Annotated in this window: 13 protein-coding genes; 6 read left to right on the top strand and 7 right to left on the bottom strand. The window is 57.0% G+C overall.

The window, feature by feature from the left end:
- Nucleotides 1-125 precede the first annotated feature (125 nt).
- Nucleotides 126-917 carry a tryptophan synthase subunit alpha gene (trpA, locus tag ACR0BD_RS03465; protein WP_480828912.1) on the bottom strand — a complete coding sequence of 264 codons (792 nt, stop codon included), beginning with the start codon at nt 915-917 and terminating at the stop codon, nt 126-128.
- Between the two features lie 78 nt (nt 918-995).
- Entirely contained in the window at nt 996-1,481 is a 486-nt protein-coding gene (locus ACR0BD_RS03470; RefSeq protein WP_480828913.1) for an acyloxyacyl hydrolase, read from the bottom strand.
- 193 nt (nt 1,482-1,674) lie between these two features.
- Here ACR0BD_RS03470 and ychF point away from each other — a divergent pair, with 193 nt between their 5' ends.
- Nucleotides 1,675-2,772, top strand: a complete 1,098-nt coding sequence (gene ychF, locus ACR0BD_RS03475; RefSeq protein ID WP_480694798.1) for a redox-regulated ATPase YchF — start codon at nt 1,675-1,677, stop codon at nt 2,770-2,772.
- 22 nt (nt 2,773-2,794) lie between these two features.
- On the opposite strand, the gene ACR0BD_RS03480 is transcribed toward ychF, so the two are convergent.
- From ACR0BD_RS03480 to ACR0BD_RS03490, 3 genes are all read right to left on the bottom strand, one after another.
- Complete coding sequence (locus ACR0BD_RS03480; protein ID WP_480828915.1) at nt 2,795-3,151, bottom strand: YybH family protein; 357 nt, start codon at nt 3,149-3,151, stop codon at nt 2,795-2,797.
- 26 nt (nt 3,152-3,177) lie between these two features.
- A complete protein-coding gene (locus ACR0BD_RS03485) occupies nt 3,178-3,654 on the bottom strand; it encodes a MaoC family dehydratase (protein ID WP_480828916.1) in 477 nt (158 codons plus the stop codon).
- 240 nt (nt 3,655-3,894) lie between these two features.
- Entirely contained in the window at nt 3,895-5,136 is a 1,242-nt protein-coding gene (locus ACR0BD_RS03490; protein WP_480828918.1) for a sugar-transfer associated ATP-grasp domain-containing protein, read from the bottom strand.
- Between the two features lie 154 nt (nt 5,137-5,290).
- On the opposite strand from ACR0BD_RS03490, the gene ACR0BD_RS03495 reads away from it, so the two are divergent.
- From ACR0BD_RS03495 to ACR0BD_RS03515, 5 genes are all read left to right on the top strand, one after another.
- A complete protein-coding gene (locus ACR0BD_RS03495) occupies nt 5,291-6,172 on the top strand; it encodes a LysR family transcriptional regulator (protein WP_480829396.1) in 882 nt (293 codons plus the stop codon).
- Between the two features lie 85 nt (nt 6,173-6,257).
- Nucleotides 6,258-7,961 (top strand): NAD(P)H-dependent oxidoreductase subunit E, encoded by a 1,704-nt coding sequence (locus ACR0BD_RS03500; RefSeq protein WP_480828920.1) that lies wholly within the window; start codon nt 6,258-6,260, stop codon nt 7,959-7,961.
- Between the two features lie 14 nt (nt 7,962-7,975).
- Nucleotides 7,976-10,759 carry a formate dehydrogenase subunit alpha gene (gene fdhF / locus ACR0BD_RS03505; RefSeq protein WP_480828921.1) on the top strand — a complete coding sequence of 928 codons (2,784 nt, stop codon included), beginning with the start codon at nt 7,976-7,978 and terminating at the stop codon, nt 10,757-10,759.
- A 96-nt stretch (nt 10,760-10,855) separates the two neighbouring features.
- Entirely contained in the window at nt 10,856-11,644 is a 789-nt protein-coding gene (locus tag ACR0BD_RS03510) for a cyclase family protein (RefSeq protein ID WP_480828922.1), read from the top strand.
- A complete protein-coding gene (locus ACR0BD_RS03515) occupies nt 11,637-12,149 on the top strand; it encodes a thioesterase family protein (RefSeq protein ID WP_480828923.1) in 513 nt (170 codons plus the stop codon). Before ACR0BD_RS03510 ends, ACR0BD_RS03515 begins: the two co-directional genes overlap by 8 nt.
- Here the strand turns inward: ACR0BD_RS03515 and ACR0BD_RS03520 are convergent.
- Together ACR0BD_RS03520 and ACR0BD_RS03525 are read right to left on the bottom strand one after the other, a co-directional pair.
- Nucleotides 12,143-16,222 (bottom strand): translocation/assembly module TamB domain-containing protein, encoded by a 4,080-nt coding sequence (locus tag ACR0BD_RS03520; RefSeq protein ID WP_480828924.1) that lies wholly within the window; start codon nt 16,220-16,222, stop codon nt 12,143-12,145. The two genes, ACR0BD_RS03515 and ACR0BD_RS03520, sit on opposite strands and share 7 nt — an antisense overlap.
- Nucleotides 16,219-18,024 (bottom strand): autotransporter assembly complex protein TamA, encoded by a 1,806-nt coding sequence (locus tag ACR0BD_RS03525; RefSeq protein WP_480828925.1) that lies wholly within the window; start codon nt 18,022-18,024, stop codon nt 16,219-16,221. The genes ACR0BD_RS03520 and ACR0BD_RS03525 overlap by 4 nt, the downstream gene beginning before the upstream one ends.
- Nucleotides 18,025-18,129 lie beyond the last annotated feature (105 nt).

Here is an 18,129-nt window from a genome sequence, read left to right on the forward strand (position 1 = left end):
TACCAATTTTCGAAGGGCGTCGCAACTCTGCGCTGCTGCGGTGCGTTGCCGCGACAAAACATACAAAAACCGCGATCAGCTAAGGCCGACCGCGGTTTGAATTGACGTCTAATTTTATTACGGGGTCAGGCGGAATGAGCACCCTCTGCGAGTGTGTTTACAAAGCTCAGCACTTCTTCGACCGGTTTGCCTGAGGCGATTTGACTGACAATGGCCGACCCGACCACGGCCCCATCGGCCACACTGGCAATGGCTTTGGACTTTTCTGGCGTGTTGATGCCAAAGCCTACGATCACAGGCAAATCGGTGGCGGACTTGATCCGGGCAACCTCGGGGCCGACATTCGTCGCCTGTGCTTCCGCCGCTCCGGTGATGCCGGTGATTGAAACGTAATAAACAAAGCCGGACGTGTTCTGCAGAACCCGGGGCAGACGTTTGTCATCGGTTGTCGGTGTTGCCAGTCGGATGAAGTTCAGGCCGGCCTCCTGCGCGGGCAGGCAGAGTTCGTCGTCTTCTTCTGGTGGCAGGTCAACCACGATAAGCCCGTCGATACCAGCAGATTTGGCATCGGTCAGAAAGGCATCGACGCCGCGGCTGTAAATGGGGTTGTAGTAACCCATCAGAACAATAGGCGTGGTGTCATCGGTTTCTCGGAACGCGCGGGCAAGATCCAGCGTGCGTTGCAATGTCATACCGCTTTCGAGTGCGCGCTGACCGGCCGCCTGAATGGTTGGGCCGTCGGCCATCGGGTCGGTAAAGGGCAGGCCCAGTTCGATGACATCCACACCAGCACCCGGCAGCCCTTTGACGATCTCAAGCGACGTGTCAAAGTCGGGATCACCAGCCATGATATAGGCAACGAAAGCCTTTTTGCCCTCGGCGTTAAGGGCGGCGAACTTGGCGTCGATACGGGTCATCTGCGGTCCTTGCATACAGGTTTGAACCTGATGTGCAGAAACTTTCGCCGGAAATCAATCCCGACCGGTCAGATTGACCTAGAACCCGTAGTGATACCGCAGAAACACGGCGTTTACGCCCGGGTTTGTGGAATCGGTGCTGGCATTTGATTTGTGGGTGATCGCAACCGAAACCTTGTTGCCGTTGTCCAGATTGTATCCCAGTCCCAACAGGCTGCGGATCTGAAAGTTCCCACCCAGGTCGGCGTCGCTGTCGGACGCGTTGAAATATCCGGGCATCACGCTGAGTTCGGCGAACCATCGTTCCGAGAACGAATATATCCCGACCAAACCCGCGCCGATATGTGTGTTGCCGTCGGTATCCACCGTCAGGGCTGATCCCCAAGTGGCGCTGAAACGCGTGGCCTCGTGAAAGGGTCTGTGCTGGTATTCCAGCGAGAACACGGCCTGGTCATTGCCGTCGCTATCCGAGAAGTCTTCGTACCCGGCACCGAAAATTACGGACTGTGCATGTGCAGAGGTTGCGGCCAGAAATAGGGCGGAGGAAATAAGCAGCGCTTTCATAGGGATCTTCGTCAATCGTTAGTCATAGTTATCTACTTGGTTATCATGGTTCACCAAGTTCAAGTCACGCAAGAACACTTGGCGTAACAGGCCTGTGATGTTGTTCAATAGCCGCATCCGACTCTATCCGCCGGGTTGCGCATTCTGACCGACCTGCATAGAAGACGCCGTCGTATCGCTTCAGGAGGCTGCAATGGGCTTTAAAATGGGAATCGTGGGTCTGCCGAATGTCGGCAAGTCGACCCTGTTCAACGCGTTGACCAAAACTGCTGCTGCCCAGGCGGCGAATTTCCCGTTCTGCACCATCGAACCCAACGTCGGCGATGTGGCTGTTCCTGATGACCGTCTGGACAAACTGGCGGCGATTGCGTCGTCCAAACAGATCATTCCGACGCGCATGACCTTTGTGGACATTGCCGGTCTGGTCAAAGGGGCCTCGAAGGGTGAGGGGCTGGGCAACCAGTTCCTGGCCAATATTCGCGAAACGGATGCGATTGCCCATGTGCTGCGCTGTTTCGAGGATGGCGATGTGACCCATGTGGATGGCCGCGTAGATCCGGTGGCCGATGCCGAAACGATCGAGACAGAGTTGATGCTGGCCGATCTGGAAAGCATCGAAAAGCGCCGCGCCAATCTGGTGCGCAAGCTGAAGGGCAACGATAAGGAAGCACAGCAGCAGGATCGTTTGCTGGCCGAGGCGCAAGCTATGCTTGAAAACGGCAAGCCTGCGCGTCTGGTTGAGGTCAGCGACGAAGACGCCAAGGCATGGAAGATGCTGCAACTGCTGACCACCAAACCGGTGCTCTATGTCTGCAACGTGTCCGAAGAAGAAGCGGCCGAGGGCAATGCTTACTCAGCCAAGGTTGCTGAAATGGCCGCCACTCAGGGCAATTCCCATGTCATTATCAGCGCCAAGATCGAAGAAGAGATCAGCCTGCTGGAAGATGACGAGGCGCAGATGTTCCTTGAGGAAATGGGACTGGAAGAACCGGGCCTCGACCGTCTGATCCGCGCCGGTTACGACCTGTTGAAACTGGAAACCTATTTCACCGTCGGTCCCAAAGAGGCCCGCGCCTGGACCATCCGCACCGGCACCGCTGCGCCGCAGGCGGCAGGGGTCATCCACGGTGACTTTGAAAAGGGTTTCATCCGTGCCGAAACCATCGCCTATGACGACTACATTACTGCCAATGGCGAACAGGGCGCGAAAGAAGCAGGCAAGATGCGGGCCGAGGGTAAGGGCTACATCGTCAAGGACGGCGATGTAATGCACTTTTTATTTAATAACTGATACGTTCTGGCGAAAGCCCGCCTCAAAGCGTTTCGTTCAAGCTGCAATGGCTGATCAGCCACCCACCGTCGGGTTGCCGGTGCAAAACGTTGAGGGATGTACCATGATCGGTCGTCCCTTCACTAAAATGGGCAAGGCACCAGACGATATGCCCGTCGATGCCAGCCTGAACAACGTTTATGACTTTGTTTTCGCCACCTTCCTCTACCCATTCGGCATGTAACGCTTCGATGGCCTTTCGGCCCTTGGCAGCAGGGCCATAGGGTGAAAATAATTCTGCATCATCAGTGAAAAATGACGCGCAACCTGCCGCGTCTCTGGTCCGGTAAGCCTCGGTATAGCCATCGTACAGTTTCTGAAATTCTGGGATCGCTGTCATCCTGTGCCTACTGCTTTCCTTTTGGGTTAGGCTGAATCAACGGGTATTCGCCGCGCCATGACGTGGTCGATGATCAGGCTGAGTACTTCCGTGCCTTTTTGGTTAAACGTACGATAGCGAAAGCGAACCGTACCACGGTCGGGTTTCGAACGGGATGGATTGAGGGCTCCAACCGTGACGCGTGCGCGGATCGTGTCGCCTGCAAAAACCGGTGCAAGCCACCGTACCTCGTCCATGCCGTGCCCGCCAAGATTTGTGCCGTTCAGCACACCAGTGTCGCGAAAGAGCCGAAATGTGAGCGCAGTCGTTTGAAAACCGCTCGCGATGAGGCCGCCGAAAATCGATTCCGAGGCCGCTACCTTGTCCACGTGAAAGGGCTGCGGATCGTGCACGAGAGCAAAGTCAACAATCCCGCCCTCTGTGAGTGTGATGCCCCCCGTCTCAAAAGTGTCCCCGATGGCCAGATCGTCAAAAAATTTGCCGTTAGTCATGCCCGCACCCATGCAAATCCTTATGTGCATATTATCGTGGTTTCAGGCAAAAAGGAACGCAACGAAGCTGAGGGCCAGAACGCATTTCTACCCGCGGGAAAACGCGTTAACCTGACGGCTGACGAACCAGCTTGGCCAACCTCGAATGATAGAAATCCGCGACCTTAAATTGTACCGCACTGCACCCTGATGGTAGACTTCTAAATCAACAAGCTGCTTGATGAGCAATGGCACACCGGGCTCAAATAACGCCTATTTCCTGCTTAGCTTCTTCCAGATCGTTTGCCGGCTACCATCGTCGATACTATCTAAATTAACACCTGTTGCATCAAAAAACGCCTTTACCTGAGGTGAAAGAAATCCTTTGTTTGACGCAAATTGATACAGTTCCCACCCGCCACCAGTGTTAACCTCTACTACGGATGTTCCTTGCTCGGTGAACGCAATGTCCAGAGAAAGGAATTTTTGCATTGCAAAAATTTCACTGCATTCCATTGCCAAATTCTTTGCTTCGTCCCAGCCATCGAGTTTGAGACCTACAATTTCGGGCATATCAACGTCGACGTCTTTCAGATCCTTAACGATGCCATTATGTCGCGTTTTGGCGGTTGTTATTGTTCCATTTTCCAGATCGACATTTCCAACAACATTGCCGGCACGCCAAAAATTATCCGCAATGCTTTCCGGCGATGGAACTTTCAACACGGCAGCGACGACGCAGATTTCTGACCCGTCATTCATCAAAAAAAGGCGCAGGGTGATTAGGCTTTGTGCGATAGGCCGCAGCTGCTCGGAGTTTCGCAGCAAGGGTTGCAGAACATAAGCGCGCTCACCGATGCGATCATCAACCAAAGTTTCTACTGCGACATTTTCAGATGGTTGCAAATCCACAGTTTCGCCATCGCAACCAACGATCATAAATGCTCCGAAACTGCCCAGGCCGCGATTTTCTTTTGCGAACAACGGTCCGCCAAAGTCTTGGACAAAGGCTGCGAGTTCATCCTTGTTTGAAAGTTTTGCCACGCGGCCATATCGCCTGTGTGTCTTATCCACGACTGCGAGAATTGGTGGTGTCGGAATCCCATGTAACTCGAGAATCTGTGTGGCCAGCCACTTATCCTCGGTCGCCGCATCCCAAGACATATCACAACACTGACAGGTAACGGGCCAAACGAGATGTCGTGATAGAAAGCGATCCTTTTCGTTTTCAGGAGAGTTAAACACCTCAAAGTCGACATATTCTTGAAGTGTTAATTTGCCCCTGCCTTTTGAGAGGCGCTTGAACTCGCGTCCGATTTCCCACATCGATCTTTTGCTCGATTTCGATGCATAGAGTAATAGATCTGTCGGTTTAACGTTGCCGGTTTTTTTGTATTCGGAGAAGTCTTTTGAGAACTCTGACTGAGTCTGCTGGGTATCGGCCACTTCAACACCTTTCTTGGAACCAATTAACGATTGCACGCACCATATGTTCGCCAACACGATGCGAACCATTCGATGCGATCAAACAATGGACTTTCAACTGATCCGCAGCATGCAATCAAAGTAGACAAAGAACAAACAAATATTATTCGAGAAACTCATACTTCCCTCTGCTTCACCAACCTCGTTAGTGTGGGTGTCGCCCCGACATATGAGATACTTCTTCATGATCGAAATCCGCGACCTCCAACTGCTCAGCGCCCTCGCGCGGCATCGCCACTTTGCCAAGGCGGCCGAGGAATGCGGTATATCGCAGCCCGCTTTCTCGATGCGTATCCGCAACCTTGAGGATCGGTTGGGCGTTTCCATCGTGCGCCGTGCCAACCGGTTTCAGGGTTTGACCGAAGAGGGCGAGATGATCGTCCTGCGTGCACGACGCATTCTGGACGACGCCAAGGCGCTGGAACAGCAGGTTCAGGCCATAAAAGGCGAGATCACCGGCACGCTGATTTTGGGGGTGATCCCGACTGCGATTGCCTTTACGGGGCGGCTTATCAAACGGTTGCAGGCGGCACATCCGCGCATCCTCTCGCGGATCGAGACCATGTCGGCCACCGCAATCCAGCACCGGTTGGACGAAGGCAGTCTGGATGCGGGCATCACCTATGGCGACAGTATTGGCACTGACCTGCGTCAGGTCCAGCCGCTATACGAAGAAACCTATGTGCTTTTGGTCCCGTCCCATATGACCGAAGCGACTGGCCCGATCCCGTGGGCTCAGGTCGCAGAATTTCCGATCAGTCTGCTGGAGCCGCAGATGCAGAATCGCCGAATCCTGGATCGCATATTCGCCGAACAAGGGCTTCACCCGCACGTGGTGGCGGAAACCAGTGGCTTCACAGCCTCAATGGTTATGGCGCGAGAGGGGTTGGCGGCAACCGTTGTCCCCCGAGTTCTGGTGCGTGCGCTGGGTGACTTGCGTGGCACAAAGGTACTGCCACTGGTCGATCCTGTTGTCAGTAAACCGATTTGTCTGGCGACCCTGACACGCGACCCTGAATTGCCGACTGTGCAAGCTCTGAGGGCAGTCGTGTCGTCTCTGCGGTGATAAGGTGTCGTTATCGTACCATTAATATTTGCGATTTGACGATATGATCCGCTGATGAGAGACGGGGCCTCAATCGGAGGGCATCATGGCACCATTAGATACCAAGCCATCAGGCGCACCCAAGGGCGTCTGGAAGTCAGGTAAAGGCAAAGGGCGGCACACGCCCAAAGGCCGTCAGTTCACGGATGAGGCACAGGCGGAGATCGCGCGCCTGCTGGGCGATCGCCCGCGCCGCCGCGACCTGCTGATCGAATTCCTGCATTTGATTCAGGACGAACACGGCCATATCAGCGCCGACCATATCGCCGCGCTGGCGGTCGAGATGCGTATTGGTCAGGCCGAGATCTATGAAACGGCCACCTTCTATGCCCATTTCGATGTGGTGAAAGAGGGCGAGACGCCTCCTCCGGCGTTGACGATCCGCGTTTGTGATTCTTTGTCCTGCGAGATGGCAGGTGCCCAGCAGTTGCAGAAGGCTCTGGAAGATGGGCTGGATGCGTCGCAGGTCCGTGTCGTGCGTGCGCCCTGTATGGGCCGCTGTGACACCGCTCCGGTTTTGGAGATCGGTCACAACCATATCGATCATGCGACCCCCGAGAAGGTGCAGGCCGCGATTGCTGCCGATGACACCCATGCCCATCTGCCGGACTACGAAACCTTCGCGACCTATCAGACCGAAGGCGGTTACGCCAAGCTAAAAGAGCTGCGCGCGGGTGGCGATTGGGAGAAGGTACAGGACGACGTCCTGTCTTCGGGCTTGCGCGGTCTGGGCGGGGCGGGCTTCCCCTCGGGCAAGAAATGGGGCTTTGTTCGCATGAACGAAGGCACCCGCTATCTGGCTGTGAACGGGGACGAGGGCGAGCCCGGCACGTTCAAAGACCGCTACTATCTTGAGCGCACGCCGCATGTCTTCCTTGAGGGCATGCTGATCGCCGCATGGGCGGTCGAGGCGCAAACCTGCTTCATCTACATGCGTGACGAATACCCCGCTGTGCTGGAGATTCTGCGTCGCGAGATTGCCGCGCTGGAAGACGCCGGGATTGTTGAGCCCGGCTATATCGATCTGCGCCGGGGTGCGGGTGCGTACATCTGCGGTGAAGAGTCCGCGATGATTGAATCGATCGAGGGTAAAAAGGGCCTGCCGCGTCACCGTCCTCCGTTCGTGGCGCAGGTTGGGGTCTTTAACCGTCCGACCTTGGTGCACAATGTTGAGACACTGTATTGGGTCACCAAAGTGTGCCGTGAGGGGCCTGAGTGCCTCAACAGCACCGAAAAGAACGGCCGTAAAGGTCTGCGCAGCTATTCTGTCTCGGGCCGAGTGGCGAAGCCGGGTGTCTATCTGTTGCCCGCCGGTTCGACTATTCTGGACGTGATCGAAGCCGCCGGGGGCATGGCCGAAGGCCAGACCTTCAAGGCGTACCAGCCGGGCGGTCCGTCCTCAGGCCTGCTGCCTGCGTCGATGGACGATATCCCACTGGATTTCGACACGCTGCAACCGCATGGCACCTTTATCGGCTCGGCCGCTGTGGTGGTTCTGTCTGATCAGGACACCGCCCGCGACGCGGCGCTGAACATGCTGCGCTTCTTCGAAGATGAAAGCTGCGGTCAGTGCACACCCTGCCGAGCAGGTTGTGAGAAGGCGGTAAAACTGATGCAAGCCGACAAGTGGGATCAGGACCTGCTGGAAGACCTGTGTCAGGTCATGGGCGATGCCTCGATCTGCGGTCTGGGGCAGGCGGCCCCGAACCCGATCCGCCTGGTCATGAAACATTTCGCTGACGAAATCTGAAGGAAGACAGAGCCATGCTAGACGCAAGCCCAACCAAGACCGTCACCTTCAACCTCAATGGCGAAGATGTCACCGTGCCCGAGGGCTGGACCATCTGGGAAGCCGCCAAGGGCCAAGGGTTCACCATCCCGCACCTGTGCCACAAGCCGCAGCCGGGTTATCGCCCGGACGGCAACTGCCGCGCCTGTATGGTCGAGGTGGAAGGCGAGCGCACGCTGGTCGCCTCGTGCATCCGCCCCGCGGCGGACGGCATGGTGGTCAAGACCGATAGCGAGCGCGCCGAGAAATCGCGCGCAATGGTCATGGAACTGCTGGTCGCCGATCAACCGGAAGAGGCGCACGACACCTCCAGCCATTTCTGGGACATGGCAAAGCTGAACGACGTCAGCGACAGCCGCTTTCCGGCGAAAGAGGCCGAGAAAATCCCGCTGCTGGATGACAGCCACGTTGCGATGCGCGTCAATCTGGACGCCTGCATCAACTGCAACCTCTGCGTCCGCGCCTGCCGCGAAGTGCAGGTGAATGACGTGATCGGCATGGCCGGTCGCGGGCACACCGCGCAGGTGGTGTTCGACCAGAACGATCCGATGGGCGATTCAACCTGTGTCGCCTGTGGTGAGTGCGTTCAAGCCTGCCCGACCGGTGCGCTGATGCCGGCCACTGTGCTGGACGACCAGCAGAAGGGTGACAGCAAGGATTACGACAGCGAAACCGAAAGCGTCTGCCCGTTCTGCGGTGTGGGCTGTAAAGTCTCGCTGAAGGTTAAGGACGGTAAGGTTAAATATGTCGAGGGCATCAACGGCCCCGCAAACGAAGGCCGTTTGTGTGTCAAAGGTCGGTTCGGCTTTGACTACATCCACCACCCGCATCGCCTGACCAAGCCGCTGATCCGGCGCGAAGACGCGCCTGCCAAGGGCCTGAATGTCGATCCCGCGAACCTGTCGACCCATTTCCGCGAAGCGACATGGGAAGAGGCGATGGATCTGGCGGCCTCCAAACTGGTGGCCCTGCGCGACGAAGATCCGCGCAGCGTGGCCGGTTTCGGCTCGGCCAAATGCACCAACGAAGAAGCGTACCTGTTCCAGAAGTTCATCCGTCAGGGATTCCGCCACAACAATGTCGACCACTGCACACGTCTGTGCCACGCGTCGTCCGTGGCCGCGCTGATCGAAAACGTCGGATCAGGTGCGGTGACGGCTGCGTTCAACGATATCAAGGACGCGGATGTGGCGATCATCATCGGGTCGAACCCGATTGAAAACCACCCAGTTGCGGCTACGTATTTCAAGCAATTCGCCAAACGCGGCGGCAAGCTGATCGTGATGGACCCGCGCGGCGTTGGCATGCGCAAGTTTGCGGATGAGATGCTGCAGTTCCGTCCGGGGGCGGATGTGTCGATGCTCAACGCGATCATGAATGTGATCGTCGAGGAAGAGCTGTATGACAGCCAGTACATCCACCGCTGGACCGAGAACTGGGAAGCTGAGAAAGAGCATCTGCGCCAGTTCACGCCCGAAGCGATGGCCCCGATCTGCGGTATCGAACCCGACCAACTGCGCCGCGTCGCGCGCACCTTTGCGCAGGCCAAGGCTGGTCTGATCTTCTGGGGTATGGGCGTCAGCCAGCACATTCACGGCACGGACAATTCGCGCTGCCTGATCAGCCTTGCTCTGATGACCGGCAACGTTGGTAAACCCGGCGCGGGTCTGCACCCGCTGCGCGGTCAGAACAACGTGCAGGGGGCCTCGGACGCGGGTCTGATCCCGATGTTCCTGCCGGATTACCAGACCGTGACGGACGATGGCATTCGCGCCAAGTTCAACGAGGTCTGGAACTCGGACGACTTCTCGAACGAGAAGGGCCTGACGGTGACCGAGATCATCGACCAAGCCTATCAGGGCAACATCAAGGGCATGTACATCATGGGCGAAAACCCGGCCATGTCCGACCCGGATGTGAACCATGCTCGTGATGCGCTGGCCAAGCTGGACCTGATGATCGTGCAGGACATCTTCCTGACCGAGACGGCGAACTATGCCGATATCATCCTGCCCGCTTCGGCGCTGTATGAGAAGAACGGCACCGTGTCGAACACCAACCGTCAGGTACAGCGTGTGCGTCCCGCCGTGCCGCCTCCGGGTGAGGCGCGCGAGGATTGGGCGATTACTGTCGAACTGGCGCAGCGCATTGGTCTGAACTGGGATTACACCGATGTGTCTCAGGTGTTTGATGAGATGAAACTGACGATGAACTCGCTCAACAACATCACATGGGACCGCCTGAAGACTGAGACGATTACCTATCCGTCTTTGTCGGAAACCGATCCCGGTCAGTCCATCGTGTTTGGCGATGGTTTCCCGCGCGCGGACGGCAAGGCCAAGTTCACCCCGGCCAGCGTCATCCCGCCGGATGAGGCCCCGGATGACGAATACCCGATGATCGCCACCACCGGCCGTCAGCTGGAACATTGGCACACCGGGTCGATGACCCGCCGGTCCAACGTTCTGGACGCGGTTGAGCCCGAGGCGAACTGTTCGATGAACCCGCGGACCCTGAAATTGATGGGCATTGAACCGGGGGAAACGATCCGACTGACCACGCGGCGCGGCTCGATCGAGATTATGGTGCGCGCCGACCGGGCGATTGCCGAGGATATGGTGTTCATCCCCTTTGCCTATGTCGAAGCAGCGGCGAACATCCTGACGAACTCGGCCATCGACCCCTATGGCAAAATCCCCGAGTTCAAGTTCTCGGCGATCCGGGTCGAAAAGATAGAAGACGCCATCGCGGCGGAATAATCCCGAAAAGGCGGCCCTTGTGGTCGCCTTTTTCTTTCCTTGACAGCGGGTTACTTGCGGCCAACCCTGTTACCGTTATTGGTAATGGAGAGCGTTATGCCCCGCCGTTTTGTAGATTTGTCCGTGCCTTTGGAAACCGGGATCGTTTCTGATCCGGCGATCATGCTGCCTGAAATCGAATACCTTTCGCATGACCAAACTGCCGATCAGGTCATGTCGTTCTTTCCGGGGCTTGAGAAAACCGATCTGCCGGGGGGCGAAGGCTGGGCCATTGAACGCCTGCAGATCGCCACACATAACGGCACGCATCTGGACGCGCCGTATCATCACCACTCGACCATGAATAACGGTGAGCGCGCGATTACCATCGACGAAGTTCCCTTGGAATGGTGCATGAACCCCGGCGTGAAACTGGATTTCCGCCATTTTGAGGACGGCTATGTCGTGACCGCAGCCGATGTGGAGGCCGAACTAAACCGCATCGGTCATACGCTTGAACCGCTGGATATCGTCGTAGTGAACACTGCGGCGGGTACCCATTACGGGCAGCCCGACTATCTGATGAAGGGCTGCGGGATGGGGCGCGAAGCCACGTTGTATCTGACCACCCGCGGCGTTCGCGTAACGGGGACCGACGCCTGGAGTTGGGACGCTCCGTTCCCTTTGACCGCACAGGAATATGCTGAAACCAGAGACGCATCCATCATCTGGGAAGGGCACCGTGCGTCGATGGAAATTGGGTATTGTCACATGGAAAAACTGACCAATCTTGAAAGCTTGCCGCCGACAGGGTTCGAAATCTCGTGCTTTCCGTTCAAGATCAAAGGTGCGTCCGCTGGCTTTGTCCGCGCTGTGGCAATTTTCGAGGAGGATACTGATGACTGACCCTTTAAGTGGGCATGATGGGCCATATGACGCGCCCGTCGAGATCCGCGGCTTTACCGTGTTGCCAGAGTGGATCGACTATAATGGCCATATGAATGTCGGCTACTATGGAGTCGCGTTCGATATGGCACTTGAACGGCTGATGGTTGATCACCTTGGCCTGGGCGAAGTTCAGGTCGAAGCGTTGGGGCAGGGACCATATATTCTTCAGTCGCACATGAATTACCTGCGCGAAGTTCAGCAAGGCGAGCCATTCTTTTTTCGCTTCCGAATGTTGGATGCGGATCTGAAGCGCGGGCACTATTTTGCGCAGATGGTGTCTGAAAAAGAAGAAATCGTTTGCGCGACTCAGGAGGCGTTGTTCATGAATGTCAGTCACACAACGGGACGTTCGGAACCTTACCCCGATTGGGCGGCGGCGCGCCTTGCCCGAATGGTGCGTGACCATGCAGGTCTGGAACCTGCGGCGCAGATTGGACAGCCCATAGGTATCAGACGTCAGTAATCACGTTCGAAAAACAAACCCACGCCGGTTTCGCCACGACCATCAACAGTACCGCGGACTGTGAAATTGTCTGTGACGTCCAGGTTCAGGTTCACTTCGGTGTCACCTTCGGTGTTGACCGTGAAATCGGTGTAGACATTGTCGCTGATATAGGCACCGGCTCCGAATTGTCCGCCACCCCCTTCGGCAGCGCCTACGTCAATCGTATCAACTCCTGTTGCGTCCCTGAGACCTTTGGTGGCGTCACCGCCCGCGCCGCTGAGTTGCGCCAGCGAAGCTGCCATCTGCGCAATTACAAAAGGTGACAATTCCGAAAAACGGTTTCCGAATAAGAGCATCGCCAACGCTTCTTCTGCTGGGCGCTCGGGGTCCGAGAATACGTCGACCTCGGGTGCGTCCAGCGGGCCGGCGATCTCGATCGTGGCGGTGCCGTCCGAAGTGCTGGTTGAGGACTCAAATTCGATATAGGGCGTCAGGTCGCCTTGCAGCGTCACGATCCCTTTGGTCAGCGCCAAGCGACGCCCAAGAATGTCGAAGTTTCCGCGAATAAGCTCAATCTGGCCAGAGGGAACAACCGAACTTGTCGTGCCGCCGATAAACAGGCGGCCACCCAGTTCGGCATTCAAACCGCGACCCCGTACGAACACCTCTTTTGGCGCCAGAAGTGCGATATCCAAGGCGATGCGTGAATCGCTTTTAGGGGCTGTTTCGTCCACAACCAAACCGGCTCGTTCGCGGGTTACCAACACGGCATTGCTTTCCCCGATATGCTGTATTTCCGGTATCGGAGCCGCACCAACCGCGCCCGTGGCTGCGGCCAGATTGATGTTGGTCTCTTCGAAGGTGATTTGCCCGGATATCGCGCTATCGCCCGCCAGTGCGCCAGTCATTGCGATCTGACCGCCCAGAATGGTCTCGTACAAAAGTTGGTCCGTCAGAACCAAACTGTTCAGCGTGGTTGTTACGTTTGCATTGAACGGTGGTGTCAGACCGATCGGCCCAGCAACAGTGAACGAGCCACCCGCACGCGGCCCGCCCGTGATCGATACCGTCGCGCGGCTTTGCGCCAGTTCAACCGAGCCACTTATCCCGGTGATCGTCTGACCCGCGCCAGGGATCGCCAATGACGTACCTGATGTCGTGATTGAACCGCTTAACGCCTCAAGCGCTGGATTGCCCTTGAGGGCCAAGTCGAAACGCGCAGTGCCATCAATTTTGTTGGGCGATATAAAGAGGTTGGCAATGCCGATATTGATGCCACCTACCGCCTTTAGATCGGCCTCACTGGATGCTTCATCAAAGGTTCCCGATACTTGGCTGTTTATTTCTGCGGGGCCTTCAGCATTCGCGTCGATCGTCCAAAGACCGCCGTCGCGCTTGGCCGTTCCGGTGGCAGATACTGTGCCCGGAAAATCTGGCGCAAACCGCTCAATTCTGTTGAGTTTGGCGTCAAATTCCAGTTCCGCGTTTCCATCGGCATCGACCTCGCCCTGCAGAGCCGCATAAGAACTGTCGGGTCCACGCAGATTGGCGGTTCCTTCAAGACCAGACCCTGCGGGTGCCACGTTCCCGTCCAACGTCAATGGGCCTGACAGAGCCTCAGACAGCCGCGCCATGTCGTCCAGGGTGACTTCATAGTTCAACCCGCCAGCATCTCTGTTAACCTGACCGGATGCAGTTGCCGTAATCGCGCTGCCGTTCAGTCGGAAGTTCCGGACATCAAGACCTTGTTCCCCATTCTCAGCGTCCACCACAAGGGTTGTCCTGCCCCCGATCAGCTTGTCGACGATATCAATGCCGGCCTGTATGTTCTGGGCGTCCAGATTGCCTTTCACATCGAATGCACGGGTCGCCAGATCGCCGCTGCCGTCCACGTTGGCGGTCACCGATCCTGCAAGGTCTCGCCCGGCCAAACCTGAGAATAGGGACAGATCCGGGACATCCAGTTGCACTTGCCCTTCGCCAGAAGGGGTGCCGGTGGGGTCTTTGACAATCGCCTGAACTTGCGCGCTCAGGGCGTTTCCGTTGATCGTCGCGCTGCGTATTTCAATTTCGTCGGCGGTGCGGGTGACATCCCAATTGATGGTGGTTTGACCTGCAAGCAAGGGGTCGATGTCAGGCATGCCGATTTGGATGTTTCGTCCGACCACATTCGCCTTGCCGTCAAACTCCTGGGTTTGCACGGTACCTTTGCCGGTAATCTCTGCCCGAACCGAGCCTGCAAGCTCTTGCTGTGCAAGGCCGGAAAACACCGAAAAGTCTGCGACGCTCACTTTGGCTTGCCCGTCAACTGAGAGGTTGCCATCAGGCGTCGTGACGTAGCCGCTGGCCTGCGCCTGCACGGCCTCGCTGTCCAGTTCAAAATTTCGGATTGTGATACCATCACTGCCGCGGCTGGCGTCCAGCGATATGGTCGTTTCACCGGTGATGACGGGATCAATGTCGTCTCTTCCGGTTGAAAGGTCGCGTGCTTCGACCTCTAACTTGCCGTCAAAGCTTCCCTCAAGAGGCGAGCCTTTGCCGTCAACGCTTGCCGTGACCTGACCGCCCAAGTCCATCTGTGCAAGGTCCGAGAAACGCGCCAGATCGCTGGCAATCAGTGTCGCCGATCCGTCCACACTCAGGCCACTGTTCAGTCCGTTGACCAATGCATCCAGCGCCAGTTCGTAGTCAGATCCGACCAATTCGAAGCCCGACAAATTCAGTGATTGATCGCTTCCATAGTCAAATTGACCATCCAGCGTAACGCGTTGCCCCAAAGCGGCGTTTATGGCGGGGTCGGTTAGGTCGATGCCGGTCACGCTGGCCTGAAGGTCACCGCTGACGGAAAAAGCCTCGCCCTGTTCCAGAACGCCCTGTGCGGTAATCCGTGCGCTTTCCAGATTAGCCTGAGGAGAGCTGAATGCATTTGCGGTCAGGCTCAGATCCCAAAGGTTGCCGTTCTTCTGATCGTACAGAGCGGATATCTGTGCCGCTTCGATCGAGGTGTCTCCGCCCGCTACCGGCAGCACAACTTTTTGCCCATCAGGCGGTGTGATACGTCCCTGTAAGGCAGCCAATTGCAATGTGCTGCCTTCGGCCAGTTGCAATTCGCCCTTCAGGTTCAGGGCCTGCGTTGTCAGCTCCAGATCCGAGATATCTAACGCGCCTTCCGGTTTGGTTTGGCCATTCACAAAAAGGCGGGTTTCTGTGCCAAAGAAGGGATCTATTTCTGCTGTAAGAAACGGTGTCAGATCGCCATTGAGATCGGTGGTAAAGGCAATGCCTTCGGATACACCACCTTCGGACGCACGCAACCGGACCTGCCCGGAAACGCGCTGTTGGTTGTCACTGCTTAGTCCAATATCGGCCGTGAAATCGGACAGCGGTCCGGTGCCTTTGGCCGTAAGTCCAATCGGTGGGCTGCCCGGTATCTTTAACGCGGTCGAGATCAGACCGCCCGAGGCCTCAGTAACCACAAGGTCAAGATTGATTTCACGGCTCGCATTCTGGAAGCCAGCGGCCAGCGTAACCTCGTCTCCGGCGCGGTCCAATCTGGTGACGTCAAGGTTGGTGTCCAGTGTTCCATCAGCCAACGACAGATTGCCGGTCACCGAAAGCTCGGCCGCGACCCCAATCAAAGGTTCACCTAATGAGATTTCGTCGATCCGGATTTCACCGATTTCAATGGAAACGGGCAGTTCCGGCAACTGGAAAGGTTGCGTTTCAGCGGAAGGTGCGGGTTCGTCCGTCGTGGTCGCACCAGGCGCGCGGGCAATGTCGATTTCCCGCGCAGTCAGTGCGTTGACCGAAAACCTGCCGCGGATCAAAGCCAGCCTGTTCCAATCCAGCTGCGCATCCTTGATCGTCAACCAGACCCCTTCATCATCGGCGACGGTAATCTCTTCGATTGTTGCGCGTGCACTCAATGCACCCTGAAGGCCTTTGACGGTGACATTCTGATTGTCACCAGACAGGGTGTCCTGCAGGAAGTTTTCCAGCATGCTGCCACCGCCGTCTTCCTGCGCGATCAGCGGTTGGGCGCACAGGACGAACGTTGCGGTCAGGGCAGTATGTGTAAATTGCCGTATCAAAATGCCTGTCCGATCCCGATATAGAATTGCAGACCGTTCCCGGTGTCGCCCTGAACGGGCCATGCAAGATCAAGCCGCAAGGGTCCAAACCCGCCCAAATCATAGCGCACGCCAAAACCAGCACCCGAATGAGCATCTGCGGCGCTGGTAACGAACGAAGACGAGTCTACCACACCATAGTCATAGAAGCCGACCAATGAAATTGCATCGGTGACCTTGCCGCGAACCTCGCCCGACAGGCCAAGGAAGGACCTGCCACCCGCGACTTCGTCTCCGATAGGAATGCCAAGGCTTTCGAATGGTTGCCCGCGCACCGTACCGGCGCCGCCCGAGAAGAACAGGAAATCCGGCGTTACGCCGTCCAGCGCTGGCCCGACAACGGAACCCACCTGCACACGACCAGCCAATACGATACGGCCCCCGGTGCCCAGACTGGTATAGCTGCGGCCATCGGCAAAAAACCGAATTCCGGTCTCGGTGCCAGAAAGCCCGACAAAGGGCATAACCTGGGCGTCCAGAAAAAAGCCCCGGGTCGCGCTGACCTTGCTGTCGCGTTGATCCCATTCCGAGCGTGCCGGGATGATAAAGTAACGGAACTTGCGATCATCACCAAAAGCGTCATTGGCACTGGAGAACTGGAAGCCTGCCGATGCCTCTGCATAAAGCCGATCCGAAAACGTGCGACGTGCACCGTAGGCGAGTGAAGTGACTGTTACGTCGTAATTGTCTGTGTTGCGCTGTTCTAACAGGGCGTTCCAAAAGGTATTGTCATCGGGCCCCAACCGGTCGGGTTGGTCCAGACGCAGACCGATGCGACCGTCCAGCTGCTCGGACCCGCCAATATTGCGTAACGCTGCCTCAAAACGCAGCCGTTCGGCACGTTTGAACACGTTGCGGTGGGTCCAAGTCGCAGTAAGGTCGATCCCATCGCGCGAGGCGACTTCAAAGCCGAAGGTCAGGCGACGTTTGGGCAGGTCTTCGAAATAGGCATCGAAATCCAGCGTGCCGTCAGGATTGGGCGTTTCGCGTTCTTCGATAGCGACAACGTTAAAGGTGCCGGTGCGGCGTAACCGGGTCCCAACTTTTTGAATCGCTTCTGGCGAGTAGACCTCACCCGCAGGAAAACCGGCGATCTTTTCGATTGAGCGGTGCTTTACGTCGGTGTCCCCAGAGATGATCATCTTGCCAAAGGTCAGGCGGGGGCCCGGGGCCAGATCAATCTGCGCGTCCAGCCGGTTCTGCGCGTGGCGCGCGATGACGTTCTGATCCTCAATCCCGGCCTTTGCATGTCCGGCGTTTCGCCAACCCTGCACCCCGGCAGACCCTGCCCGCTGGATCGCGCCGGTCGTCGCCAGCTTGCCAGTCGCGAAATCTTCGGGCAGCTCGGTTTGCGGGGCCAAAGGTTGCACGATTGCCTCGCCGAACTGGAACGTCGGGCCGGTATTGACCGTGATTACAGCGCGGTTGATTTGCGTCGGCACGCTGAGAGAGCTGAGCTCGGCGGCCTCTTGCCCGTCAAGTTTGATGCTGACAACAGGGCTAAAATATCCCTCGTCGTATAGGATCTGCACGATTGTCCGATAATCCGACAAGGCGGCGGACAGGATTTCCAGGGGCGTATCCAGCCCGCGGGATTCGGCAGTTGTGACGGATGAGGTGGTTTCGATCCTGTCCACCAGATCGCTTGAGGCGCCGGGCACGTTCAACGTCGTTTCCAACGCGACAGCAGACATTGGGACAGAGGCGAAAAGCAGGCCGAACAGGTGACTTTTCACAACAGCACGCGGCCGGGTCTTCTGCATTTGATGGCTCCAACTGCCCCAAGTCGAAAACAACTGTTACCGTCTTTTTCCAATACGACGGTTCGTTGCATTCATGTTAGAGCATCAGTTCCAGCCAAGGGGAAG

The organism is Ruegeria sp. G5 (genome assembly GCF_056533365.1).